Here is a 22,849-nt window from a genome sequence, read left to right on the forward strand (position 1 = left end):
AGACACCCCTTAACAGGGGTGTTTTTGCTTTTAGCTAGACATTCCCTTTAAGAGTGGCTAAGCTATTTTCACGTAGATGTGACAATTTTGAAACATAATGTACATATAAGCGTATAAATGGTTACTGATTGAAAAGGAGGAGCGACACTTTGCAAACGAAACGTTGGCATAGATCGGCTGTCATTTGGCCGCTTCTGATGCTCGTCTCACTGCTGCTTGCGACCGTTGGAGGGCTGCTGTCAGGGGGCAAGGCTGTGCAAGGCGCTGAAGCGGGAAGCATAGGTCCCGCCGTATACGTCGTGCCGGTTAAGCAGTCGGTTGAGTCAGGACTCAAGTCCTTCTTGGAAAGGGCGTATAAAGAAGCGGCAGAGGCTAAAGCAGAAAGAGTCGTGCTTGTCATTAATACATTTGGCGGAGAAGTGACAAGCGCCGAGGAAATCGGAGAGCTGATCCGCAAGAGCAAAATTCCTACAACCGCTTTTGTTGAAGGAAAAGCTGTATCGGCAGGCACGTATATTGCGCTTAATGCGGAAAATATCGTGATGGAACCACAGAGTACAATTGGTGCTGCAGCAGTTGTGGATGGTTCAGGAAAGCTCATTGAAAGTCCAAAGGTTATATCCTTCTGGGTGAAAACGATGAGGGATGCAGCCGAGCTGAATGGACGTAATCCAGATATTGCAGCTGCGATGGTTGATCAGAAATTTGTGTTATCTATGCCAGAGATCAGTCAAATTAAGGAAGCTGGACAGATTCTAACTTTAACCGCAGATGAGGCGATTAAAGTAGGCTATGCGGAGCACAAAGCGCAGTCGGTTGAAGAGACAATCAAATGGCTTGGTCTTGATAACCGGGATCGCATTGATCTAAAGCCTTCAGTAGCGGAGAAGATTGCAACGTGGCTGGTGAATCCTCTAGTTATGACAGTACTCTTCACATTGGGTATTGCAGGTATTGCCATTGAGCTGTTTGTTCCTGGCTTTGGCATTCCGGGGCTAGTCGGGATTTTATCCTTTGGTTTGTATTTCTTTGGTCATTATGTAGCCGGATTTGCAGGAATGGAGTCTGTTGTACTATTCGTGATAGGTATAGCCCTATTGATCGTAGAGCTCTTTGTACCAAGCTGGGGTGTACTTGGCATCATCGGCAGTGTCTCGCTAGTGGCAGGCGTTCTGACGGCGGCATCCAGCCCGATCACAGCTTTTGTCTCGTTGGTCATCGCTTTGGCAGTAGCATCGATCGTTCTGTACTTCGTCGTTCGCAAATATAAAGACAGAGGCATCTGGAACAAATTTATTTTGCGCGAGAAGCTGACAACTGATAAAGGCTATCTGTCCGCGGAAACAAAGGATGAACTTCTGGGTAAGGAAGGTGTAGCTATTACACCGCTTCGTCCTGCAGGAACGATCCTGATCGGCGAGAACCGGATAGATGTCGTCACTTCAGGTGAATTTGTTGCTTCAGGCAAGACAGTGAAGGTCATTAAGACCGAAGGGACCTGGGTTGTCGTAAGAGAAGTAGTATAGGATAATAAGAAAAAAATGACATGGAGGGTTATATCAAATGGATCCGATTGTATCCGTATTAATTATTGTAGTAGTTGCGATTATTGTTCTCTCCGTATTCTTAAGCTTTTTCCCGATTATGCTTTGGATTTCCGCCCTTGCTTCGGGCGTAAGAGTCGGCATTATCACGCTGGTAGCTATGCGCCTCCGCCGCGTAGTGCCTAGCCGGATTGTTAATCCGTTAATTAAAGCAACAAAAGCTGGGCTAGGTCTTACGATTAACCAGTTAGAGAGCCATTTCCTGGCAGGCGGTAACGTTGACCGTGTAGTAAATGCGCTGATTGCCGCGCAACGTGCAAACATTCCGCTCGTCTTTGAACGTGCAGCAGCGATTGACCTTGCAGGCCGTGACGTTCTGCAAGCGGTACAAATGAGCGTTAACCCGCGTGTGATTGAGACACCGATCGTAGCTGCGGTAGCAAAAGATGGTATTGAAGTGAAAGTTAAAGCCCGTGTTACAGTACGTGCGAATATCGAGCGACTTGTCGGTGGTGCTGGCGAAGAAACGATTATCGCCCGTGTTGGTGAAGGTATCGTAACAACAGTAGGTTCTTCTAACTCGCATAAAGATGTGCTTGAGAATCCGGATATGATCTCTCGCACCGTGCTTGGCAAAGGTCTGGATGCAGGTACTGCGTTCGAGATTCTGTCTATTGATATTGCGGACGTTGATGTAGGTAAAAACATTGGTGCTCATCTTCAAACAGAGCAAGCTGAGGCTGACAAACGGATCGCTCAGGCGAAAGCCGAGGAACGCCGTGCAATGGCGGTAGCTCAGGAGCAAGAGATGAAAGCACGCGTTGTTGAGATGCGCGCGAAGGTTGTTGAATCCGAATCGCAAGTACCGCTTGCGATGGCAGATGCTCTGAAATCAGGCAAAATTGGTGTAATGGATTATATGAACCTTAAAAATATTGAAGCGGATACCCAAATGCGTAATACAATTGGCAAGCCGGACACTCCTGCCGATAAAGACAACTAAGGCGCCTTGCCGCGTCGCTTGATGGAGGTGCAGGTGTGAACTTAATCAGCTTTCTTCTAGAAAATATTTATTGGGTCATCGTTGTAGGTGGTGTTCTATACTCGATGTTTGGCCGTAACCGATCCAAAGCGCGCACGAACCGTATGCCAAGTTTTGGCGGTGGAAACGATCCAAATCGGGAATCCCGGCAGGAAACGCATTGGGAAGAAGAGGAAGATGAAAGCGTAGAGCCTGCAAGGCCGATCGCTGCGAGACCTCCTTCCGAGCCGTCACAGCCTGAAGTGATCGCGTCTTATGAACGATCCTCTCAAGCGCCTGCACGCCGTCCAGAGCCGCCTCGCGCTCGTATGGCTTATGCTAGGCCGGATTTCATAGCTCCACTCCCTGAGAGCCCTAAGGAGGCTGCTACGTTGTCTCCGAAGGTTGAGGAGATGCGCAAAGCAGTAGTATGGGCTGAAATTTTAGGACCTCCGCGTTCTAAACGGCCATTTGGCAAATAAATAAGCACACTATATCCGCAGTGCGGAAGCAATTAACGACTGGCTCATGATGCCTAAACATCATGAGCCAGTCGTTTTCTATTTTTATCCATAAAGGATGGCATCGTTTATCTCATAATTCACTCCGCTCAAGCATATTTTGGTACAGTACGATAATGTGCACTCGCGCGGCGGAGGGGGACAATGGATCAGATATGGGCCGTATAAACCGAAAATTACGCAAATGGACTGCCGATATATTGGATTTGCCGCAGGATGTTGTCTATGATCTGCCCCGGATGACCATGATTGGCGACCGCCAGCTTTATATCGAGAACCACCGAGGTGTTCTTCATTTCTCGAGTGAGAAGCTTAGACTGGCACTCAGCAAAGGCGAGCTCGAAGTTACAGGAACCTCGCTTGTAATACGGACAATTTGGACGGAAGAAGTATTTATAGAAGGTCAGATTAAAAGTATTGAAGTAAGGGATCAGGAGGGATAAGCATGGCTGGTCAATGGCTGCAGTGGGTGCGCGGTGTTGTTACGGTGCATATCAGGGATGGACAACCTGAAAGGCTTGTCAATCGGGCTCTCGAGGGGGGGCTCGAGTTGTCTTCCATAAGGTGGACAAGCGACGGGAAGCTGGAATTTGAACTGTCCGTTGGAGATTTTTTTCGTCTTCGTCCGTTCTTAAAGGAGACAGGCTGCCGCGTTCATGTAACGAAAAGACATGGGATGCCTTTTTGGCTCATCCGAGTGGAGAAAAGAAAGTTTTTTGCTATTGGACTAGGTGTATTTTTTATCGGTATTTATTTATTGTCCTCGCTTGTCTGGTCAATCGAAGTGAAGGGGAACGTCAAGCTGACGGAGGAGCAGATCCTGGCTGCGGCCAAGCAAGAGGGGATTTTTCCTATGCAGTGGTCATTCAAATTAAAGGATAAAGATATTTTATCCAAGGAACTGGTCACTGACCTTCCCGGAGCCACGTGGGTTGGTGTGGAGAAAAAAGGGACAAGGATTATCATTCAAGTCGTTGAAGCAACAGAACCAGATAAGCAAGATCTGGAAAGTCCACGTCACCTCATAGCTTCTGATGATGCTGTAATAACGGAAATATATACCGAGAAAGGGCGGCCTGTTGTCAAGAAAAATATGAAGGTTCGTAAAGGACAAACCCTTATCTCCGGAACGATCGGAGGAGGCGAGTATACGCAATCGGTAGTCGCTAAGGGCAAAGTCCGAGGCCTTGTATGGTATGAATATAATGTGGCATCTCCTCTGACTCAGGAGGTAAAAGTATATACCGGCGAAAAGAAAACAAAGTGGTATGCCGTGATCGGCAACCGTGCACTGCAAGTCAGTGGATATGGTAAAAATCCATTTGGCACCTCCGAGGATGTTGTCTATGAGGAGCAAGCGGCCTGGCGTAATTGGAAGCTGCCATTTGGGCGTTTGAAGAAGACGATAATGGAGGTTCGTACCGACGTAAGGGAGCTTACTGTCGAAGAAGCGAAAAATAACGGCATGCTTGAGGCAAAAGCAGATGTGATGCAGAAAGCTGGCAGCGACGCTGTCGTATTAAAGGAAATTGTTTTGCATGAAAACTCGGACAATGGTAAAGTTTATATGAAAGTTCTTTTTGAAGTGGAGCAATCAATCGTAGAAGAGATGCCACTAGTCCAGATGCAAGGAGAATGAGGTTGTTGCAGAGTGAAGCAAAAGTAGTCAAAATTCCGCTCCAGAATGCCGTAGAGGGTTTGGCCGTATTTGGCCCCCAAGATAAGTTTCTTAAGCTGGTGCAGCAGCAGATGGAGTCAACTCTATCTTCTCGCGAAGCGGAAATTGTCATTTCCGGTCCGGTGAAAGAGGTGGAATCACTAGAGCAGTTCTACAATGTGCTGCTACAGCTCGTCCGCGGTGGATATATTCCTTCGGAGAGAGATATCACCTATGCGCTAGATCTAGCGCGCGACATGCAAGCGGAAGAATTGCTCGATTTGCTTAAAGCTGAAATTACGACGACTTACAGAGGTAAGCCGATTCGCGTGAAGACGATCGGTCAGCGCCATTATGTGAAGACGATCAAGAAGCAGGATATCGTGTTTGGGATCGGACCTGCAGGTACCGGTAAAACCTATCTTGCGGTTGTTCTAGCTGTGGCGGCCCTTAAAGAAGGCTCTGTTAAAAAAATAATACTGACTCGTCCTGCCGTAGAGGCCGGTGAAAGTCTGGGCTTCCTGCCAGGCGACTTGCAAGAGAAGGTTGACCCTTATTTGCGACCGCTTTATGATGCGCTTCATGATGTCCTTGGCCCTGATCAAACGGTGAAGGCATTCGAACGTGGTACAATCGAGATCGCACCACTTGCGTATATGCGCGGCCGTACACTTGATGATGCCTTTATTATTTTGGACGAAGCACAAAATACGACTCCAGAGCAAATGAAGATGTTCCTGACTAGGCTCGGATTTGGTTCGAAGATGGTTATCACAGGCGACGTAACTCAAATCGATTTGCCTCGGGGCAAAAACTCGGGTCTCATCGAAGCGCAGCGCATTCTAAGAGATATTGAGGAAATTGGTTTCATTCATTTCACAGAGCAAGACGTCGTTCGTCATTCCTTGGTTCAAAAAATAATCGTGGCATACAACTGGGACGCTGAAAACAAAGCATAGAGAGGAATGTCCGCTCCATGAATCAGACTCAGGCCGGTAAACAAGCTTACCAGCAGCGGGAGAAGCCGGCTGGCTGGAAACAGAGCGCGGCTGTACGTTACTTGCTATTATTTATGTTCGTGCTGTTATTTTATTTCAGCCTTGCGCCGCATGTGGTGCCCGAAACTTATGACATTCAAGTGGATGCACCAAGTGATAAAGATATAGCAGCACCACATCAAATTTTTGATAGCAAAGCAACACTTGAAGCGCAGGAAGAGGCGGCGAACAAGATTGATTCGATTTACTCGAACGTCGCCCTGCGCAACGAACAGCTGATTGATCAGATTTTTGTCCGGATTGAGCAATTGAATCTGGATGATCAAGTGACGGTACAGAACAAGGTTGAAATTTACCGGAATGAGATTCCCGGTAAATACAGTACGTTCGTAGATAATTTCGTCAAGATGAATATGGGCTCCGATAAATACAGCGATACGTTGCTTGATGAAATGACGAAGGTGATCAAGGAGCAGGTCTATACGATCCCGGAGGAGACATTCTACAAGCTTCCTAACTTATCGCTAGACCAATTGGAAGAAATGCGTACCGTTGGTCTAGATGTCGTTCGCAAGCTGATGAGTGAACAGCTGCGTGATGCAGAAACGGCGCGGACGAAGGTTGCTGAGCTTGTTAACGCAAGTTCCTTAACCAATCGTACAAGCCGGGAAATTGTGCAGGAATTGGCCCGTTTTACGATTATGCCAAACCGGTTCCTCGATCAACAAGCTACCGACGAAGCGAAGATTCTGGCGAAGCAGAATACGCCTCAGGTCGTAATCAAGGAAGGCGATCTCATCGTGAAACGCGGAGAGATTATTACGCCTGAAATGTATGAGCTGTTGAAAGAATCTGAACTGCTGCAGGATAAACGGAACTATTGGCCGCAGCTTGGTCTGCTGCTAATGTCCGTAATGATCATTGTCGGCCTGTACACGTATCTGCATCAATATAGCGGCAGCAGCGGCACGAAGCCAAGCTACAGCAATACTCATTTGCTGATGCTGTGGCTCATTTATTTGATTAATATCATTACGATGCAAGTTATCTCGCTTACACAAACGGACTCGGCTCCTTACGCAGGTTATTTGGCGCCGGCTGCGCTGGGTACGATGTTAATTACGCTGCTGCTTGATGTGCATCTTGCTTTAATAAGCTCCGTTTTGTTTGCGATAGCGGGAAGTATTATACTGAATACACAAACAGGGCAAATTTTTGATTTCCAATATGGTTTTGTCATCATCGTTGTTTCCCTAGCAGCGATCTTCTCGATCCATCGGGCAAGCCAGCGGTCCACGATTCTGAAAGCCGGCATTATGGTCAGCTTGTTTGGCTCGCTAGCCGTATTGTCGTTAATGTTCCTGACGGAACAGCTGGAACAAGGACCGTTAGTGTACTCACTCGCATTCGCCTTCGCTAGTGGATTGTTAACCGCTATTCTTGTGATTGGTCTTATGCCATTCTTTGAAATTACGTTTGGTATATTGTCTGCCTTGAAGCTGGTAGAGCTCTCTAATCCGAATCATCCGCTGCTGCGCAAGCTATTAACAGAGACGCCGGGAACTTACCATCACAGCGTTATGGTAGGCAACTTGGCTGAAGCGGCTGCTGAGGCTATTGGTGCGGATGGGCTGCTCTGCCGCGTCGGTTCCTATTACCACGATATCGGCAAGACGAAACGGCCAAGCTATTTTATCGAGAATCAGACTAACATGGAGAATCCTCATGATACGATTGAGCCGAAGCTGAGTAAATCGATCATTGTGGCGCATGCCCGTGACGGTGTGGATATGCTGAAGTCGCAAAATCTTCCGAAGCCTATCCGCGATATTGCGGAGCAGCATCATGGAACGACTTCGCTCAAGTTTTTCTACTTCAAAGCACTTAAGCAGGCCGAGGAGCAGGGAATTCAGGCAAACTTCACTGAAGACGACTATAGGTATCCAGGTCCAAAAGCGCAGTCGAAGGAAGCGGCGATTGTTGGTCTTGCAGACTGTGTTGAAGCAGCCGTCCGAAGCCTGAGAAGCCCAACAGTGGAACAGGTAGAGGCAATGATACAGAAGATTATTAAAAGTCGGGTAGATGACAATCAATATAATGAATGCGATCTGACAATGAAAGAGCTTGATAAAATCGCTCATTCCTTGAAGGAAAGTGTAATTGGCATATTCCACTCGCGCATTGAATATCCGGAAGATGTAAAACCAAAGGAGCGTTAACTTTCATGAGCTTGCAATTAGACTGGAGCAATGAACAAGACAAAATTGAAATTCCTGATCAATGGATTGAGAGGTTAGAACAGCTTCTTCAGATCGCCGGCGAGATGGAAGGACTGACGGATGGTGAAGTGACTCTGACGTTTACTGATAACGAGCAGATTCATCAGCTTAACCGTGAATACCGCGCAATCGACCGTCCTACGGATGTACTGTCATTTGCCATGCAGGATGACGGAACAGAAGAGCTCGACATTATTTTTGAGGTGGAGAGCGAGGACGAAGTAGATCCAATCTCCGGCATGCTTGGCGATATTGTCATTTCCGTTGAGAAAGCACAGGAGCAAAGTGAGGATTACGGTCATTCATTGGAACGGGAGATTGGCTTCCTGTTCGTACATGGCTTCCTTCATTTGCTTGGCTATGATCATATGGACGATGCAGGCGAAGCCGAGATGACCGGTAAACAGGAAGCGGTCCTGCAAAAGGCAGGTTTGTCTCGTTAATGCTGAAGTTTATTCGCAGCTTGGGCTATGCTTTTTCAGGGATTGTCTTGGCAGTTCGGACACAAAGGCATATGAAGATTCATTCGATAGCCGCTGTGATTGTATGCCTAATTGGAGCGATGCTCCCGTTGACACGCTTGGAATGGGCAGTTCTGCTGCTAACTATTGCGGTAGTTTTTTCCTTGGAAATGGTGAATACCGCGGTGGAAAATACCGTTGATATGGCTAGCCCTGACATTCATCCGCTTGCAAAAGCGGCGAAAGATGTAGCTGCCGGCGCTGTACTTGTTGCAGCGTGTATTGCTGTTATAATCGGGCTGCTCATTCTTGGGCCGCCCTTATGGCATTTTATCGTGAAATGATACGAAGAATAGGAGTGAGGCTCATGGCGTTCGAGGGATTATCGAAAGAGTATTCGAAATTGCTTGAAGCAGCGAAGGAGGCTATGTCGCGAGCTTACGTACCATACTCCAACTTTCGTGTAGGTGCGGCACTTCTTGATGACAGCGGCCACATTCATTATGGCTGTAATGTGGAGAATGCTGCTTATAGTCCATGTAATTGCGCTGAACGCACAGCTCTCTTCCGGGCAATTGCAGACGGTAAGCGGCCTGGACAATTTCAGGCTATTGCAGTCATAGGCGATACGGAGGGACCTATCACTCCTTGTGGTGTCTGCCGGCAGGTACTGGTCGAGCTTTGCTCACCGGATATGCCGGTTGTAATGGGCAATCTGAACGGTCACTGGAATATCATGACGGTTACAGAACTGCTTCCCGGCGCATTCACGCCGGCTTCATTAGAGAAAGGGAGTTAAAAATAAAGATGAATCAAAACACAACTTCAAGCACGAAATTCCGCTCCGGCTTTGTAGCGATTATTGGCAGGCCGAATGTAGGGAAATCGACGCTTATGAACCATTTAATCGGGCAGAAGATCGCCATTATGTCGGACAAGCCCCAGACAACTCGTAACAAAATCCATGGTGTATATACGACGGAAACATCGCAGATTGTCTTTCTCGATACGCCTGGTATTCATAAGCCTCAATCCAAGCTTGGCGATTATATGATGAAGACGGCAGAAGGCGCCTTGAAAGAGGTAGAAGCCGTGCTTTTCCTGATTGATGTAGCGGAAGGATTTGGCGGCGGCGATCGATTCATTATTGAGCAGCTCAAGAAAGTAGATACGCCAGTATTTCTTGTGATGAACAAGATCGATAAGGTACAGCCAGAGCAGCTTCTAGCAACTATTACGCAATACAAGGATATGTATCCATTTGCAGAGGTTGTGCCGATCTCGGCGCTTCAAGGTAACAATGTCGATACGCTTCTTGCACAGCTTCAGAAATATTTGCCTGAAGGACCGCAATATTATCCGGCTGATCAAATCACAGACCATCCCGAACAATTTGTCGTTTCAGAGCTGATCCGTGAGAAAATCCTGCATATGACGCGTGAAGAAATTCCGCATTCCATTGCTGTTGGTATTGAAGATATGCGTGTGCAGGAGAACGGTGTGGTGTATATTGGGGCTGTTATTTTCGTCGAGCGTGACTCCCAAAAAGGGATTATTATCGGCAAAAAAGGTGCTCTGCTTAAGGAAGTTGGCAAGCAGGCACGCCGCGATATCGAAGCATTGCTTGGATCACGCACTTTCCTGGAGCTTTGGGTCAAAGTGAAGAAGGATTGGCGCAATCAAGAGCGCGTCTTGAAGGATTTCGGCTTCAGACATGATTAAGCTTTTATTGACGAAATTTGTTAAGGATAGCATTCGAGTATTTATCGTATCCTAATTACCGTCTAGGGCTTCATTTCCAAGGCGGAAAGGATGAATACGAATGCGAAATTTTTCGTGGAAGTATTTTACATTGACCGGTGATGTGGAGTCATACATGCTCTACAAGGAAATGGATCAACTTGGTCCAGAGAATCATCCTCAATATTTGCCGGGAGACAATGAGGAGCTAGCTGCTGAGTTCGAGGATTCGTCTGCCCTTTAATTTGTTATCCTGCAGGCTGCCTTGAAGTAAGCATGGGGGAGAAGGAATCAAATCATGTTATATCGTGTGGAGGGCATTGTCATCCGCAGCATGGACTATGGGGAAGGCAATAAAATTATTACGCTGCTTACGAAAACAAACGGTAAGCTCGGTGTAATGGTGCGCGGCGCGAAGAAGGTGAAGAGCAGACATGCTTCTCTCGCGCAGCCATTTACATACGGTGAATTCGTTTTTTTCCGAAATAAAGGGCTTGGCACTCTCAATCATGGTGAGATTCTCGAATCTCACCATCTTTTACGTGAACAACTGGATTTGTCCGCTTATGCTGCTTACTTAGCAGAGGTTACTGACAAGACGCTGCAGGAGGACGAATCTGGTGAATTGTTATTTGAACAGCTGAAAGCTGGTTTGATGGCAATGGTGGAAGGAAAAGACCCGCAAATTGTTTCGCATCTTTACGAGATGCGTATATTAGAGGCAGCTGGCTATTCACCGGAGCTTGAATTCTGCGTGGGCTGCTCGACCGATCAAGGGCCTTTTCGACTTAGTCCGCATTCAGGAGGCGTGTTATGTCCTCGGTGTGCAAGAAATGATGCCCAGGCAATGGCGATGAGTGAGGGTGCTTATAAGCTGCTTAGGCTGTTCAGCCGAATGGATATAAGACGTCTGGGAACGATTCAGGTTAAGCCGGAGACCAAGAAAGAACTGAAAAAAATGATGCGTGAGCTGATGGATGTTCAAATTGGTATTCCTCTTAAATCCCGTTCCTTTCTAGATCAGATGGATAAATACTCATTCGAATAGAAGAATGGGCAATAATACCTAACGCCTGTTTGACAACTGCATTAAAAATGTTTAATATATGTGAATATCAATATATGGACAGTGATGGAGAAAGTAGCAGTTCAAACCTTGAACAAGCGATTTGGGGATCGTGTGAGCCCAGACAAGCTAAACTGTGAAACGGCACTCCGGAGTCAATTAACCAAAAGAGGATTTTCGCACACCGCTTGGAATGAAGCGGTTGAAGCGAAGTCAAGTAGGGTGGAACCGCGGGAGTCAACTCTCGTCCCTACGTCTGGCAGCAGGCGTAGAGACGAGAGTTTTTTGCGTTCTCCATTCGCCTTACTAAAGAATAAAGGAGCGAGAAAAAATCATGAATTTTCAAGGCATGATATTGACACTGCAGCAATTCTGGGCAGAACAAAACTGTATTCTCGTACAGCCGTACGACGTAGAGAAGGGCGCGGGTACAATGAACCCGATGACGTTCCTCCGTACCATTGGTCCGGAGCCGTGGAATGTTGCATATATTGAGCCTTCCCGTCGTCCTGCAGACGGCCGTTATGGCGAGAATCCAAACCGGTTGTATCAGCATCATCAGTTCCAAGTTATCCTTAAGCCTTCCCCGGACAATATCCAAGAGCTTTATCTGGAAAGCTTGAAGCGTCTTGGCATTGATCCAAAGCATCATGATATTCGGTTTGTTGAAGATAACTGGGAATCGCCAACACTTGGCGCTTGGGGCCTCGGCTGGGAAGTATGGCTTAATGGTATGGAGATCACTCAGTTCACGTACTTCCAGCAAGTAGGCGGTATTGATGCTAACCCGGTTGCAGTAGAGATTACTTACGGTATGGAGCGTCTTGCTTCCTACATTCAAGAAAAAGAAAACGTGTTTGATCTGGAATGGGTTGAAGGCGTGAAATATGGCGATGTATTCTGGCAGCCTGAATTCGAGCATTCGAAATATACATTCGAAACTTCTGACTCGGCGATGTTATTCCAATTGTTCAACATGTATGAGGAAGAAGCGAAGAAGACCATTGAACATAAGCTGGTATTCCCGGCTTACGACTATGTCTTGAAATGTTCCCATACCTTCAACCTGCTGGATGCTCGCGGCGCGATCAGCGTAACAGAGCGTACGGGCTACATTATGCGTGTCCGTAATCTGGCGCGTGCTTGTGCGGCGACTTATTTGGAGGAACGGGAACGTCTTGGATTCCCGCTGCTGAAGAAAGGAGTGGAGAACAATGGCTAAAGATTTATTGCTGGAGATTGGACTTGAGGAAGTACCGGCGCGTTTCGTACGCGGTGCTATGAATCAATTGAAAGAGAAGGCTGTCAAATGGCTTGCTGACTCTCGTATTCCTCATGAAGCGGTAGAAGTATTTGGTACACCGCGTCGTATCGCTTTGTATGTACAAGGCGTTGAAGAGAAACAAGCGGATGTGAATGAGCAAGTAAAAGGTCCTTCGCGTAAAATCGCCCTTGACGATCAAGGCAATTGGAGCAAAGCGGCGCTTGGCTTCGCGCGCAGCCAAGGCGTTGAACCTGAGCAGTTCTTCTTCCAAGAGCTGGCTGGCGTTGAATATGTGTATGCAAACAAAAGCAGCGTAGGGACAGACACAGCCTCCGTATTGCCGGAAGGTCTGACGAACCTGATTACATCGATGTCATTTCCGAAAAACATGCGTTGGGGTAGTTATGAATTGAAATTCATTCGCCCAATCAAATGGCTTATAGCTTTATTTGGTCAAGACATCATTCCGCTGGAGATTACGAATGTAGTGAGCGGCAATGTATCACGTGGTCATCGTTTCCTAGGCGAGGAGACGGTTGTCTCGACGCCTGCTGAATACAAAGAGCGTCTTCGCGAGCAGTATGTCATTGTTGACGTCGCTGAACGCGAGCAGTTGATTGTGTCTCAGATTAAGGAACTTGCCAAAGAGAAGAACTGGGAAATTGCGATTAAAGAAGATTTGCTCGAAGAGGTCTTATTCCTGGTCGAGTATCCGAACGTATTATATGGAACATTCGATCCTGCTTTCTTGAACATCCCGCAAGAGGTTCTGATTACGTCGATGCGTGAACATCAGCGTTACTTCCCTGTACTTAATGCAGAAGGTCAATTGCAGCCTTTCTTCGTAACGGTGCGTAACGGTGACCGGACTTCGATTGAGAATGTGGCAAAAGGTAATGAGAAGGTACTCCGCGCACGTCTGTCTGATGCGAAATTCTTCTATGAGGAAGATCAGAAGCTCGCTATTAACGACGCACTTGCGAAGCTTGAGAATATCGTTTATCACGAGGAACTTGGTACGGTTGCTGATAAGGTGAGAAGAATCCGTTCTACGGCTGATCTGCTGGCTGCGAAGCTTGGTGTTGATGCTGATACTGCGGCTGCAGCAAGCCGTGCTGCAGATATTTGCAAATTCGACCTTGTTACTCAAATGGTATATGAATTCCCAGAGCTGCAAGGGATTATGGGCGAAGACTATGCTCGTAAAGCAGGCGAAAGCGAATTGGTAGCGAAAGCAATCAACGAGCATTATCAGCCTCGTTTTGCCGGTGACCGTGCTCCAGCTTCTGTTGTTGGTGCTATCGTAAGCCTTGCGGACAAAATGGATACAATCGCAGGCTGCTTCTCAATTGGTATTATTCCAACTGGCTCGCAGGATCCCTACGCATTGCGCCGCCAAGCTTCGGGAATCGTTCAGATTATTCTGGCTCAAGGCCTGGATTTGAAGCTGACGGACCTGTTTGATGCTGCACTGGCTGTCCATACAGAACGTGGAATGAAACGTGGCGAGGATGAAATTCGTAAAGACTTGAATGACTTCTTTGCCCTTCGCGTGAAGAATGTATTGTCAGAGCAAGCTAATCGTTACGATGTCGTTGATGCTGTAATGGCTACTGGCTTCAATGACTTGCGTATTACGGTAGAACGTGCATCTCTGATTAATGAACTGACATCCGGCAACGAGCGCAGTGAGTTTAAATTGACGATTGATGCATTCAACCGCGTATGTAACCTGGCTTCTAAAGCAGAATCACGCGGAGTGAATCCGTCCTTGTTCGAAGAAGCAGCTGAAGCCGCGCTTTATGAGCAATGGCAAAAAGCTCATCCGGCAGTTGCAAGTGCAATTGCTGAGGGGGATATTGCATCGGCGCTGGCTAATCTATCTTCTCTTAAAGAAGCTATTACCGCTTACTTCGATTCCGTGATGGTTATGGCAAATGACGACGCGGTACGTAACAACCGTCTGGCGTCACTTGCGGTTATCGCGGATGACATTACGGCAATCGCTGATTTCTCGAAACTTGTTTGGTAATTGACCTCGTCGCCCGTATCTTTTTCGTCAGTCCTGAAGAACATGGAAAGAAGGATGATGATTAATGCCCAATTCAGCGGAAGTCATAATTTATGTTGTATCTGATGCTGCTGGCGATACCGGCGAGCTCGTTGTGCGGGCTGCGGTTGCGCAGTTCCATCCGGTTCAAACTGACATCCGTCGCGCACCATTCGTGATGGATGTTCCTACCTTGGAACGTTTTGTTTTGCAGGCGAAGCTGTCCGGCGCCATTGTGCTGTATACACTTGTTATCCCTCATTTGCGGGATGCGATGAAGAGCTTAGCTAGGGAGCATGAGGTAGAAGCTATTGATTTGCTTGGCTCTTTGATTGAAAGTCTGGAGCGGCAAACAGGTCGTCATTCGCGTCAAGAACCTGGTCTCAACCATGTGCTTGATGCGGATTATTTCCGTAAAGTGGATGCTGTCGAATTTGCTGTCCGTTATGATGATGCGAAAGACCCGTCCGGTGTGCTAAAGGCAGACATTATCCTGATTGGTGTATCGCGAACCTCAAAGACACCATTATCAATGTATCTCGCACATCAGAAATACAAAGTCGCCAATATCCCGCTCGTCCCTGAGCTGAAGCCGCCGAAGGAATTGTTTAATGTCCCTGCTGAACGGATCGTCGGCTTAACGATAGGTGTACCGTATTTGAACACCATACGGAAAGAGCGGCTGAAGGCTCTAGGCTTGCCGAACAGTGCTTCGTATGCGGCAGAGGATCGAATCTTGAAGGAGCTTGAATACGCTGAAGTGATTATGAAACAGCTTGGATGCGTCGTCATTGACGTCTCACATCGGGCAGTCGAAGAGACAGCGAGTCTAATTATGGAGCATTTTCGCGGTATTTAACGGTTCATGCAGGATTTTTTTAAAGTCTTGACGTATATAATAGTACGGTAATTGAAATATAGAAGTGAGCGGTGATGCTTGATTGGAGCAAAATCAACCGACAATCGTCGTTGACGGCGACGCTTGTCCCGTCAAAACAGAGATTGCTCGGGCTGCCCGCAGCAGTCGTGTACCGGTCGTTATGGTCTCCTCTTACGATCACCGTCTTGTGCCTGAAGAGGGTGTATCCGTTGTACAGGTGGATCGAAGCGATCAATCCGTCGATCTGTACATTGTGAATCATATTACCAAAGGCGATATTGTCATTACCCAAGATTTCGGCCTCGCCTGTATTGCGATCGGGAAGGGAGCCATCGTCTTATCTCCACGCGGCGAACAATATTCGGACGAGAACATCGATTATTTGATGGAACGGCGTCATGAATTAGCAAAAAGGAGGCGTGCAGGAGGTAAAACGAAGGGCCCAAAAGCAATGAGTAACGAGGATCGGGAGCGTTTTCAACAAAAGTTGACAAAAGTTTTAGCAATCTTGCAGGAGAAACATGACATTTAGCGAATATTATTTACGTGTCATTAGGATGAAGGTGATGGATAATGACCTACGGTAAAATACCGGATGACGTTATTGAGGCGGTACGCCGTCATCATGACATCGTAGATACGGTGAGCAAATACGTTCATCTTACTAAGAACGGCAAATATATGAAGGGGCTGTGTCCATTCCATTCGGAGAAGACACCTTCATTTACGGTTACGCCGGAACTTCAAATTTTCCATTGTTATGGCTGCGGCAAGACAGGCAACGTAATCCGGTTCGTGGAGGAAATTGAAAGTTATACCTTTCCAGAAGCGGTTCGCGTACTGGCTGAGCAAGCAGGCATACCGGTTACTTGGGCTAATCCGGAGGGCGCTAAGCCTACAGCTGCAGATACGGATCGAAGCGCAGTACTTGAGGCTCATGAGCTGACTGCTAAGTTGTACAACTACTTGCTGAACAACACGCAGCATGGCCGTGTGGCGAAAGACTATTTGCGTGACCGGGGGCTCGGGGACAAGCTGATCAATCATTTTATGATTGGTTATGCACCGGAACAGTGGGATACGTTAAGCCGATTTCTATCGGCAAGGAATTTCGATCCCTCCTTAATGGAGAAAGGCGGGCTCTTATCTGCCAAGTCAGACGGAAGTGGATATGTAGACCGGTTTCGGGGACGAATTATATTTCCGATCTGGGATCGAGACGGTAAGGTAACGGCATTTGCAGGACGTATTATCGGAGAAGGCCAGCCGAAATACTTGAACTCTCCGGAGACGATGCTGTTTACGAAAAGCCGTACGCTATACAATCTGCATCATGCGCGACCTGCCATCCGCAAGAGCAAGCAAGTCGTTTTATTCGAAGGGTATATGGATGTTATTAAATCTTGGAGTGCTGGCGTTAAGAATGGGATCGCGACAATGGGAACGGCTTTAACCGATGATCATTGTACGATACTTGCCCGGCAGGCGGAAGAAATTGTGGTGTGCTATGACGGCGATGAAGCGGGACAAGCTGCTGCAATGAAATCCATTCCGATGCTTGAAGGAGCTGGACTTAGAGTTATGGTGTCCATGCTGCCAAGGGGGAAAGACCCGGATGAATACATCACCGAATATGGTCCGGAAGCCTTCCTTCGTGAAGCCATTGATCAGCCTGTCACCACTACAAAATTTAGACTTATATATTCAAGAAAAAACCATATACTGCTAAAAGAAGAAGGCCGAAAAAATTACTTGCTTGAAGCCGCTGGAATTGTGGCAGAGCTTGATTCCGCTATTGAACGCGAAGTTTATCTGCAGGAGCTTTCACGCGAATTTGATTTCCCATTAGAAGTATTGAAGCAGGATTGTCTTATTAAGCATCAGGAATTGCAAAAAAAGAAACCCGGAAGGGATAATAACGACAATTCGTGGAATAATGGTAGGAATGAAAATCGCCGAAGATCGGGGCCTCCTGCGCTGAAGCCCGCATATACGTATGTGGAGCGTCGGCTGCTTCATGTCATGATGCGCGACAGAGATGTAGCGCAGACTGTTCATGAAAAACTGGGGGACGCGTTCAATATTGAGGATCACGCAGCGCTTGCTGCTTATTTATACGCTTTTTATGCGCAGGGCTATGATCCGGATGCCGGACGGTTTATTGCATCACTCCAAGACGAACGTCTGGAGAGAACAGCAGCAGCCATTCTAATGATGGACGGAGATTTTCCTTTTGACGATGCCATTTTGGATGCCGATATACTGGACATAATCAAGGTTCCTAAGTTCCGGGAAGTCGACCGAAAAAAAGAAGAAATGGTAAAGGCGGAACGCGCCGGAGATCATCTGCTCGCTGCGCAAATGTTAAGTGAGATTATAACCCTAGAGAGACTGCTAAAAGGATCGAATTGACGATCGGTTCTAGGGAGGAGGGAGTCGGAATATGGCGAATGATCAGCATACTGAACTAGATGCCGAACAAAAACTTGATTTAGTGAAGGATCAATTGATCGAACAGGGGAAAAAGAGAGCTTCCCTAACTTATAAAGAGATTATGGAGAAATTATCTCCGTTTGATCAAGATCCGGAACAAATTGATGAGTTTTTCGAACAGCTCGACGATTTAGGTATTGAGGTATTAAACGAAAACGATGAACGTGATCGTGATCCGCTTAACCGCGGTGAAGAGCAAGAACGGGAACAAGGTGAGGATTTCAACTTCGATGATGATCTGGCACTGCCACCTGGTATTAAGATCAATGATCCAGTGCGGATGTATTTGAAGGAGATTGGCCGTGTTCCGCTTCTTTCTGCGGATGATGAGATTGAGTTGGCAAGACGGATTGAGAACGGCGATGAGGAAGCAAAGCGCAGACTTGCTGAAGCAAACCTTCGACTCGTTGTCAGTATTGCAAAACGTTATGTCGGCCGTGGTATGCTGTTCCTTGATTTGATTCAAGAGGGCAACATGGGTCTTATCAAAGCAGTAGAAAAGTTCGACCATCAAAAGGGCTTTAAATTCAGTACGTATGCAACATGGTGGATTCGCCAAGCAATTACACGTGCGATCGCTGACCAAGCGCGTACCATTCGGATCCCGGTTCATATGGTGGAGACAATTAACAAGCTTATTCGGGTCTCGAGACAGCTCCTTCAAGAGCTGGGGCGCGAACCAACGCCGGAAGAAATTGCGGCTGAGATGGAGCTTAGCACGGATAAAGTTAGAGAAATCATGAAGATCGCACAAGAGCCAGTATCGCTGGAAACACCAATTGGTGAAGAAGACGATTCGCATCTGGGTGACTTCATTGAAGACCAGGAAGCACTGGCGCCTGCCGATGCAGCGGCTTATGAGCTGCTCAAAGAGCAACTGGAAGATGTTCTTGATACGCTCACTGAACGTGAAGAGAATGTTCTTCGTCTTCGCTTTGGACTTGATGACGGTCGTACACGTACACTCGAAGAAGTGGGTAAAGTATTCGGCGTAACTCGTGAACGGATTCGTCAGATTGAAGCGAAAGCATTGCGCAAGCTTCGTCATCCAAGCCGCAGCAAACGGCTTAAAGATTTCTTAGAATAAATGATCGATAAACGACCTTTCTGCTCCTTGCAGCAAGGTCTTTTTTTCCAATTGATCATATTGTACCTTGAGAGGACAACATCAGGCATATGAATGAAGAGCGACGTCAGATTATCGTTAGAGAAATTGAACACTGGCGCAGAGGCAAGATGCTGCCGGATCAATATTGTGATTTTCTGCTTAACTTGTATATGGATCATGATCGGGAAACGAAGCGTGAATCTACTCATTCGATAGCCAAAGCAGTGATGGCTGTACAGCATGCCTCCGGCAAGCATTGGCTCCTTACATTTGGTTTTTTTACCTTTATTTCCTTTGTTGTGCTTTATTTTAACGTTTTTCATCCGCTATTGCAAATTGGGGTTACGGCTGTTGGCGTCGCTTGCTTGCTCTGGTTGGGCACCCGTCTTCGCCGTCGTCATGAGGCTGCAGGTCTTGCTGTTACGGGTGCAGGCATGGTGCTTATGCTAGGTGCCGGGCTATACATTTTGCAGCAGCATGAACTAACCGAGTGGGGCTGGAAAGCAGCTATGCTTGGCTTATGCGCGTTATTCTGGGTCATCTATGGAATCACGGCACGAATGCAGCTGCTGCATCTATGTGGTTGGTTAGCGGGCATAATGGTATATGCATGGTTATTGGCTAAATTCACAAGTTCGCCCGACTGGTATGAGTCTCAGCTTTATTGGATGCCGCTTTCTATCCTCTTTGGCTGGAGCAGCTGGTTTGTGCACCGATGGTCCAAACCTTCAGCTATGGTGTTATTTGCGGCATGTGCGATCGTTTGGTTCATGCCTGAATTGTATGTAATGCTTGTATGGAACGAGCCGGTTATGCTGCAGCTTCATCTTCAATTGCTGATTAAGATTGCGGCAGGCGGCGGATTATTATTCTTTATGCGAAAAAATTGGATGGTGTGGGTTGCTTAATGTTGAAACTTTCGAAACGTCTGCAGACGATTGCAGAATTTGTGACACCCGGTTCACGTGTAGCTGATATTGGTTCTGATCATGCGCTGCTTCCGGTCTATTTGATTCAATCGAAGCGAGTTCCATCGGCCATTGCTGGTGAGCTTAATCCTGGTCCCTTCGAGGCTGCACGTAAACAGACAGCCGATGCTGGATTAACGAGTAAGCTTCAAGTTCGCCGCGGGGATGGCCTTTCCGTCCTTCAGCCCGGAGAAGCGGACACCGTTACTATTGCCGGCATGGGCGGCAGCTTAATGAGCGGCATTCTGGAGGAAGGCTATTTAGCTGGTAAGCTGGATGGAGTTAAAGAGCTTGTGCTTCAGCCAAACGTAGGCGAAGAGTTCGTGAGAAGCTGGCTGCTCAAACGCGGCTGGCTGCTTGCAGAAGAGACGATTCTGGAAGAAGACGATAAAATCTATGAAGTACTTCATGCTTTTAAATATGAGGAAGTAGAAGTGCTGAAGCGGAATGCTGAAGTTTATGATGCATCGTTCCTGACGCTGCCTACCCATCAAGAGAAAGGGGCGGCTATTTTAGAAAAAATGGGTCCTCATCTGCTTCGGGAGCCCAAAGAAGTCTTTTTCAAGAAATGGCAGTTTGAGCTCGATAAGCTTGGAAAGATCGTGGCTCAAATGTCGCAATCGGATCTTGAACAGGCGGAACTTAAAAAGAAGCAGTTCCGTGAGGAAATGAGTGTAATTGAGGAGGTGCTTCAATGTTTGCAAACGGGCAAACCGTCGTCCAAATAATGGAGCAGCTTGCTCCCAAGCATTATGCGGTTGAGAATGACAAAATTGGATTGCAGCTTGGCACCTTAAATAAAGAAATCCGTAAAGTCGTTGTTGCATTGGATGTAACGGATGAAGTCGTTAATGAAGCAATTGAGGCCGGCGCCGAACTCATAATCGCGCATCATGCCATTATCTATCGTCCATTGGCGAAGCTGGATACGGCTACACCAGCAGGCAAGCTGTACGAGAAGCTGATCAAACATGACATCGCTGTATACATATCGCATACGAACCTTGACGTTGCTGATGGCGGAATTAATGACTGGATGGCTGATCTCGTTGGCATCAAGACAGAAGGTCGTCAGTGTCTGGAGGAGGTACATACAGATAAGCTGTTCAAGCTGGTCGTATTTGTACCTGAGGATCATCATGAGAAGGTACTTCAAGCGTTGTTTAATGCAGGTGCGGGTCACATCGGAGATTACAGCCATTGCAGCTTTAACATCGAAGGGACGGGGACATTCCTTCCAGGTGAAGGAACCAATCCATTCATCGGAAAACAGGGAGTATTGGAGAAGGCCAAAGAAATCCGCATCGAAACCATTGTTCCGCATAGCGTTCACCGCAAAGTTGTACAGGCGATGCTGAAGGCACATCCGTACGAGGAAGTGGCATATGATTTGTATGCGGTGGATTTGAAGGGCCGTTCGTTTGGTCTTGGTCGCAGCGGCAAGCTTGAGTCTCCTGTCACGCTTGGCGAATTAGCGGAAAAGGTGAAGGAAGTATTCGAAGTTCCTTATGTCCGTCTTGTTGGTGATCCAAATCGGATCATTAAGAAAGCTGCGGTATTAGGCGGCTCTGGCGGACGATATACCCGTCATGCTCAGTTTGCTGGAGCTGATGTGCTTATTACTGGTGATATTGATTACCATACGGCACATGATGCTTTAGCTGATGGATTGTCCATTATTGATCCGGGTCATAATGTCGAGAAAATTATGAAACAACGTGTAGCGGAATGGCTGACGGAACAGCTTGCTGCTCGGAAATATGAGACAAAAGCTGTTCATTCCTCCATCAATACGGAGCCTTTCCGATTTGTGTAGCATTTGGCTTGATAAAACAGGTTGAGCTTTTGTGTAATACCTTGTATACTTAGTCGTGCATCGGAAAGTTTGACAGACAATCGCTGGCGGCCTTGTTGCCGCGAGAGGAAAGTCCGGGCTCCACAGGGCAGGGTGCTGGATAACGTCCAGTCAGCGCGAGCTGAAGGATAGTGCCACAGAAATGGACCGCCGATGGCCGGCTTATGCCGGCACAGGCAAGGGTGGAACCGTGGTGTAAGAGACCACGAGGAGTATGGGTGACTATATTCCTGGTAAACCCCACTTGGAGCAAGACCGAGAGAACGTAGCAGCTTCGAGCTGCAGCCTTAGCCCGAGGCTCGTTCGGGTTGGTTGCTTGAGCTGTTCAGCAATGGATGGCCTAGATAGATGATTGTCGCTTCGTCGTGGGAGGGTCGTTCCCGTTATGACCACTTGGAAGTACAGAACCCGGCTTACGGCAAACTTTCCGCAACGGAATACAAATCACGCTTCCTGGCATTTGCTGGGAAGCTTTTTTGTTGTTTTGGTGCTGGGATGGATCGGGGGCGGACGGGGTAACTCTCTCCGGGCGCTGTTGTCCTTCGGACAAAGGCGACCGGAAAGAGTTACCCCTTACCTTACCCGCCATCTAACCCCAAACAACAAACCAGCAGCCTTGGCTCATGCCAAGGCTGCTGGTTTGTAAATTCCTCAATAATAGGGGAGAGCGGGGTCTTATAGACCCTTTCCCCCCGCGCCAGCTCGAAAGAGCCATACCGTTTCGTATCCGCTCTGCTCTGCTGACTTGCGACAAGCTTAAATACAAAAAATTCAGGCTCGAGAGCCCTATGTAGCACCTTATATTGCATAATCTGCAGTATATTCAGCCTCCTTCGCACCACTGGCCTCTAATTGGGCAATTATACTGCATTCCTACAACGTGGGCTGAAGGCAGTAAATATCCTGCAAAAAATACAACTTAGCTCCCCCCGTTACTTCCACCA

Annotated in this window: 22 protein-coding genes and 1 other RNA gene; all 23 read left to right on the forward strand. The window is 47.4% G+C overall.

What is annotated here, in order from left to right; all coding sequences use genetic code 11:
• Positions 1 to 149 precede the first annotated feature (149 nt).
• Positions 150 to 1,526, forward strand: coding sequence for an NfeD family protein (locus AC0YNT_RS04760; RefSeq protein ID WP_475803576.1), 1,377 nt, complete (start codon positions 150 to 152; stop codon positions 1,524 to 1,526).
• A 37-nt stretch (positions 1,527 to 1,563) separates the two neighbouring features.
• Positions 1,564 to 2,547, forward strand: coding sequence for a flotillin-like protein FloA (floA, locus tag AC0YNT_RS04765; RefSeq protein WP_475803577.1), 984 nt, complete (start codon positions 1,564 to 1,566; stop codon positions 2,545 to 2,547).
• Positions 2,548 to 2,582: 35 nt separating this feature from the next.
• Complete coding sequence (locus AC0YNT_RS04770; protein ID WP_475803578.1) at positions 2,583 to 3,047, forward strand: hypothetical protein; 465 nt, start codon at positions 2,583 to 2,585, stop codon at positions 3,045 to 3,047.
• 194 nt (positions 3,048 to 3,241) lie between these two features.
• Positions 3,242 to 3,529 (forward strand): sporulation protein YqfC, encoded by a 288-nt coding sequence (yqfC, locus tag AC0YNT_RS04775; protein WP_167272438.1) that lies wholly within the window; start codon positions 3,242 to 3,244, stop codon positions 3,527 to 3,529.
• A 2-nt stretch (positions 3,530 to 3,531) separates the two neighbouring features.
• Complete coding sequence (gene yqfD, locus AC0YNT_RS04780; RefSeq protein WP_475803579.1) at positions 3,532 to 4,725, forward strand: sporulation protein YqfD; 1,194 nt, start codon at positions 3,532 to 3,534, stop codon at positions 4,723 to 4,725.
• Entirely contained in the window at positions 4,722 to 5,702 is a 981-nt protein-coding gene (locus tag AC0YNT_RS04785; protein WP_167272447.1) for a PhoH family protein, read from the forward strand. The genes yqfD and AC0YNT_RS04785 overlap by 4 nt, the downstream gene beginning before the upstream one ends.
• 17 nt (positions 5,703 to 5,719) lie before the next feature.
• Positions 5,720 to 7,960 (forward strand): HD family phosphohydrolase, encoded by a 2,241-nt coding sequence (locus AC0YNT_RS04790; RefSeq protein ID WP_475803580.1) that lies wholly within the window; start codon positions 5,720 to 5,722, stop codon positions 7,958 to 7,960.
• 5 nt (positions 7,961 to 7,965) lie between these two features.
• Complete coding sequence (gene ybeY / locus AC0YNT_RS04795) at positions 7,966 to 8,463, forward strand: rRNA maturation RNase YbeY (RefSeq protein WP_167272455.1); 498 nt, start codon at positions 7,966 to 7,968, stop codon at positions 8,461 to 8,463.
• The gene (locus AC0YNT_RS04800) at positions 8,463 to 8,825 is read left to right on the forward strand and encodes a diacylglycerol kinase family protein (protein ID WP_475803581.1); all 363 of its coding nucleotides are present in this window, start codon (positions 8,463 to 8,465) and stop codon (positions 8,823 to 8,825) included. The genes ybeY and AC0YNT_RS04800 overlap by 1 nt, the downstream gene beginning before the upstream one ends.
• 23 nt (positions 8,826 to 8,848) lie before the next feature.
• On the forward strand, positions 8,849 to 9,280 hold the full coding sequence (gene cdd / locus AC0YNT_RS04805) for a cytidine deaminase (protein ID WP_475803582.1): 432 nt from the start codon (positions 8,849 to 8,851) through the stop codon (positions 9,278 to 9,280).
• A gap of 8 nt (positions 9,281 to 9,288) precedes the next feature.
• Positions 9,289 to 10,203, forward strand: a complete 915-nt coding sequence (gene era / locus AC0YNT_RS04810) for a GTPase Era (RefSeq protein ID WP_167272475.1) — start codon at positions 9,289 to 9,291, stop codon at positions 10,201 to 10,203.
• A gap of 100 nt (positions 10,204 to 10,303) precedes the next feature.
• Complete coding sequence (locus AC0YNT_RS04815; protein ID WP_167272484.1) at positions 10,304 to 10,465, forward strand: YqzL family protein; 162 nt, start codon at positions 10,304 to 10,306, stop codon at positions 10,463 to 10,465.
• A gap of 54 nt (positions 10,466 to 10,519) precedes the next feature.
• The gene (gene recO / locus AC0YNT_RS04820; RefSeq protein WP_167272487.1) at positions 10,520 to 11,269 is read left to right on the forward strand and encodes a DNA repair protein RecO; all 750 of its coding nucleotides are present in this window, start codon (positions 10,520 to 10,522) and stop codon (positions 11,267 to 11,269) included.
• Positions 11,270 to 11,621: 352 nt separating this feature from the next.
• Positions 11,622 to 12,509, forward strand: a complete 888-nt coding sequence (glyQ, locus tag AC0YNT_RS04825) for a glycine--tRNA ligase subunit alpha (protein WP_167272490.1) — start codon at positions 11,622 to 11,624, stop codon at positions 12,507 to 12,509.
• The gene (gene glyS / locus AC0YNT_RS04830; RefSeq protein WP_475803583.1) at positions 12,502 to 14,583 is read left to right on the forward strand and encodes a glycine--tRNA ligase subunit beta; all 2,082 of its coding nucleotides are present in this window, start codon (positions 12,502 to 12,504) and stop codon (positions 14,581 to 14,583) included. Before glyQ ends, glyS begins: the two co-directional genes overlap by 8 nt.
• 64 nt (positions 14,584 to 14,647) lie before the next feature.
• Positions 14,648 to 15,460 carry a pyruvate, water dikinase regulatory protein gene (locus AC0YNT_RS04835; protein ID WP_475803584.1) on the forward strand — a complete coding sequence of 271 codons (813 nt, stop codon included), beginning with the start codon at positions 14,648 to 14,650 and terminating at the stop codon, positions 15,458 to 15,460.
• An 82-nt stretch (positions 15,461 to 15,542) separates the two neighbouring features.
• Positions 15,543 to 16,013 carry a YaiI/YqxD family protein gene (locus AC0YNT_RS04840; protein ID WP_167272500.1) on the forward strand — a complete coding sequence of 157 codons (471 nt, stop codon included), beginning with the start codon at positions 15,543 to 15,545 and terminating at the stop codon, positions 16,011 to 16,013.
• Between the two features lie 41 nt (positions 16,014 to 16,054).
• On the forward strand, positions 16,055 to 17,893 hold the full coding sequence (dnaG, locus tag AC0YNT_RS04845) for a DNA primase (protein WP_475803585.1): 1,839 nt from the start codon (positions 16,055 to 16,057) through the stop codon (positions 17,891 to 17,893).
• Between the two features lie 31 nt (positions 17,894 to 17,924).
• Positions 17,925 to 19,061, forward strand: coding sequence for an RNA polymerase sigma factor RpoD (rpoD, locus tag AC0YNT_RS04850; protein WP_167272506.1), 1,137 nt, complete (start codon positions 17,925 to 17,927; stop codon positions 19,059 to 19,061).
• Positions 19,062 to 19,150: 89 nt separating this feature from the next.
• Positions 19,151 to 19,990, forward strand: a complete 840-nt coding sequence (locus tag AC0YNT_RS04855; RefSeq protein ID WP_475803586.1) for a hypothetical protein — start codon at positions 19,151 to 19,153, stop codon at positions 19,988 to 19,990.
• Positions 19,990 to 20,778: a tRNA (adenine(22)-N(1))-methyltransferase gene (locus tag AC0YNT_RS04860; protein WP_475803587.1), complete on the forward strand. Its 789-nt coding sequence runs from the start codon at positions 19,990 to 19,992 to the stop codon at positions 20,776 to 20,778. Before AC0YNT_RS04855 ends, AC0YNT_RS04860 begins: the two co-directional genes overlap by 1 nt.
• Positions 20,745 to 21,866 (forward strand): Nif3-like dinuclear metal center hexameric protein, encoded by a 1,122-nt coding sequence (locus tag AC0YNT_RS04865; protein WP_475803588.1) that lies wholly within the window; start codon positions 20,745 to 20,747, stop codon positions 21,864 to 21,866. The genes AC0YNT_RS04860 and AC0YNT_RS04865 overlap by 34 nt, the downstream gene beginning before the upstream one ends.
• Positions 21,867 to 21,930: 64 nt before the next feature.
• An RNA gene (gene rnpB / locus AC0YNT_RS04870) (RNase P RNA component class A) lies at positions 21,931 to 22,336 on the forward strand.
• Positions 22,337 to 22,849 lie beyond the last annotated feature (513 nt).

It is taken from the genome of Paenibacillus sp. J22R56 (assembly GCF_056269375.1).

What these genes read in the sequence shown, in the direction of transcription:
- floA (WP_475803577.1), top strand. Translation starts at nt 1,564, where the DNA reads ATGGATCCGATTGTATCCGTATTAATTATTGTAGTAGTTGCGATTATT.
- yqfC (WP_167272438.1), top strand. Translation starts at nt 3,242, where the DNA reads ATGGGCCGTATAAACCGAAAATTACGCAAATGGACTGCCGATATATTG.
- yqfD (WP_475803579.1), top strand. Translation starts at nt 3,532, where the DNA reads ATGGCTGGTCAATGGCTGCAGTGGGTGCGCGGTGTTGTTACGGTGCAT.
- AC0YNT_RS04785 (WP_167272447.1), top strand. Translation starts at nt 4,722, where the DNA reads ATGAGGTTGTTGCAGAGTGAAGCAAAAGTAGTCAAAATTCCGCTCCAG.
- AC0YNT_RS04790 (WP_475803580.1), top strand. Translation starts at nt 5,720, where the DNA reads ATGAATCAGACTCAGGCCGGTAAACAAGCTTACCAGCAGCGGGAGAAG.
- ybeY (WP_167272455.1), top strand. Translation starts at nt 7,966, where the DNA reads ATGAGCTTGCAATTAGACTGGAGCAATGAACAAGACAAAATTGAAATT.
- AC0YNT_RS04800 (WP_475803581.1), top strand. Translation starts at nt 8,463, where the DNA reads ATGCTGAAGTTTATTCGCAGCTTGGGCTATGCTTTTTCAGGGATTGTC.
- cdd (WP_475803582.1), top strand. Translation starts at nt 8,849, where the DNA reads ATGGCGTTCGAGGGATTATCGAAAGAGTATTCGAAATTGCTTGAAGCA.
- era (WP_167272475.1), top strand. Translation starts at nt 9,289, where the DNA reads ATGAATCAAAACACAACTTCAAGCACGAAATTCCGCTCCGGCTTTGTA.
- AC0YNT_RS04815 (WP_167272484.1), top strand. Translation starts at nt 10,304, where the DNA reads ATGCGAAATTTTTCGTGGAAGTATTTTACATTGACCGGTGATGTGGAG.
- recO (WP_167272487.1), top strand. Translation starts at nt 10,520, where the DNA reads ATGTTATATCGTGTGGAGGGCATTGTCATCCGCAGCATGGACTATGGG.
- glyQ (WP_167272490.1), top strand. Translation starts at nt 11,622, where the DNA reads ATGAATTTTCAAGGCATGATATTGACACTGCAGCAATTCTGGGCAGAA.
- glyS (WP_475803583.1), top strand. Translation starts at nt 12,502, where the DNA reads ATGGCTAAAGATTTATTGCTGGAGATTGGACTTGAGGAAGTACCGGCG.
- AC0YNT_RS04835 (WP_475803584.1), top strand. Translation starts at nt 14,648, where the DNA reads ATGCCCAATTCAGCGGAAGTCATAATTTATGTTGTATCTGATGCTGCT.
- dnaG (WP_475803585.1), top strand. Translation starts at nt 16,055, where the DNA reads ATGACCTACGGTAAAATACCGGATGACGTTATTGAGGCGGTACGCCGT.
- rpoD (WP_167272506.1), top strand. Translation starts at nt 17,925, where the DNA reads ATGGCGAATGATCAGCATACTGAACTAGATGCCGAACAAAAACTTGAT.
- AC0YNT_RS04855 (WP_475803586.1), top strand. Translation starts at nt 19,151, where the DNA reads ATGAATGAAGAGCGACGTCAGATTATCGTTAGAGAAATTGAACACTGG.
- AC0YNT_RS04860 (WP_475803587.1), top strand. Translation starts at nt 19,990, where the DNA reads ATGTTGAAACTTTCGAAACGTCTGCAGACGATTGCAGAATTTGTGACA.
- AC0YNT_RS04865 (WP_475803588.1), top strand. Translation starts at nt 20,745, where the DNA reads ATGTTTGCAAACGGGCAAACCGTCGTCCAAATAATGGAGCAGCTTGCT.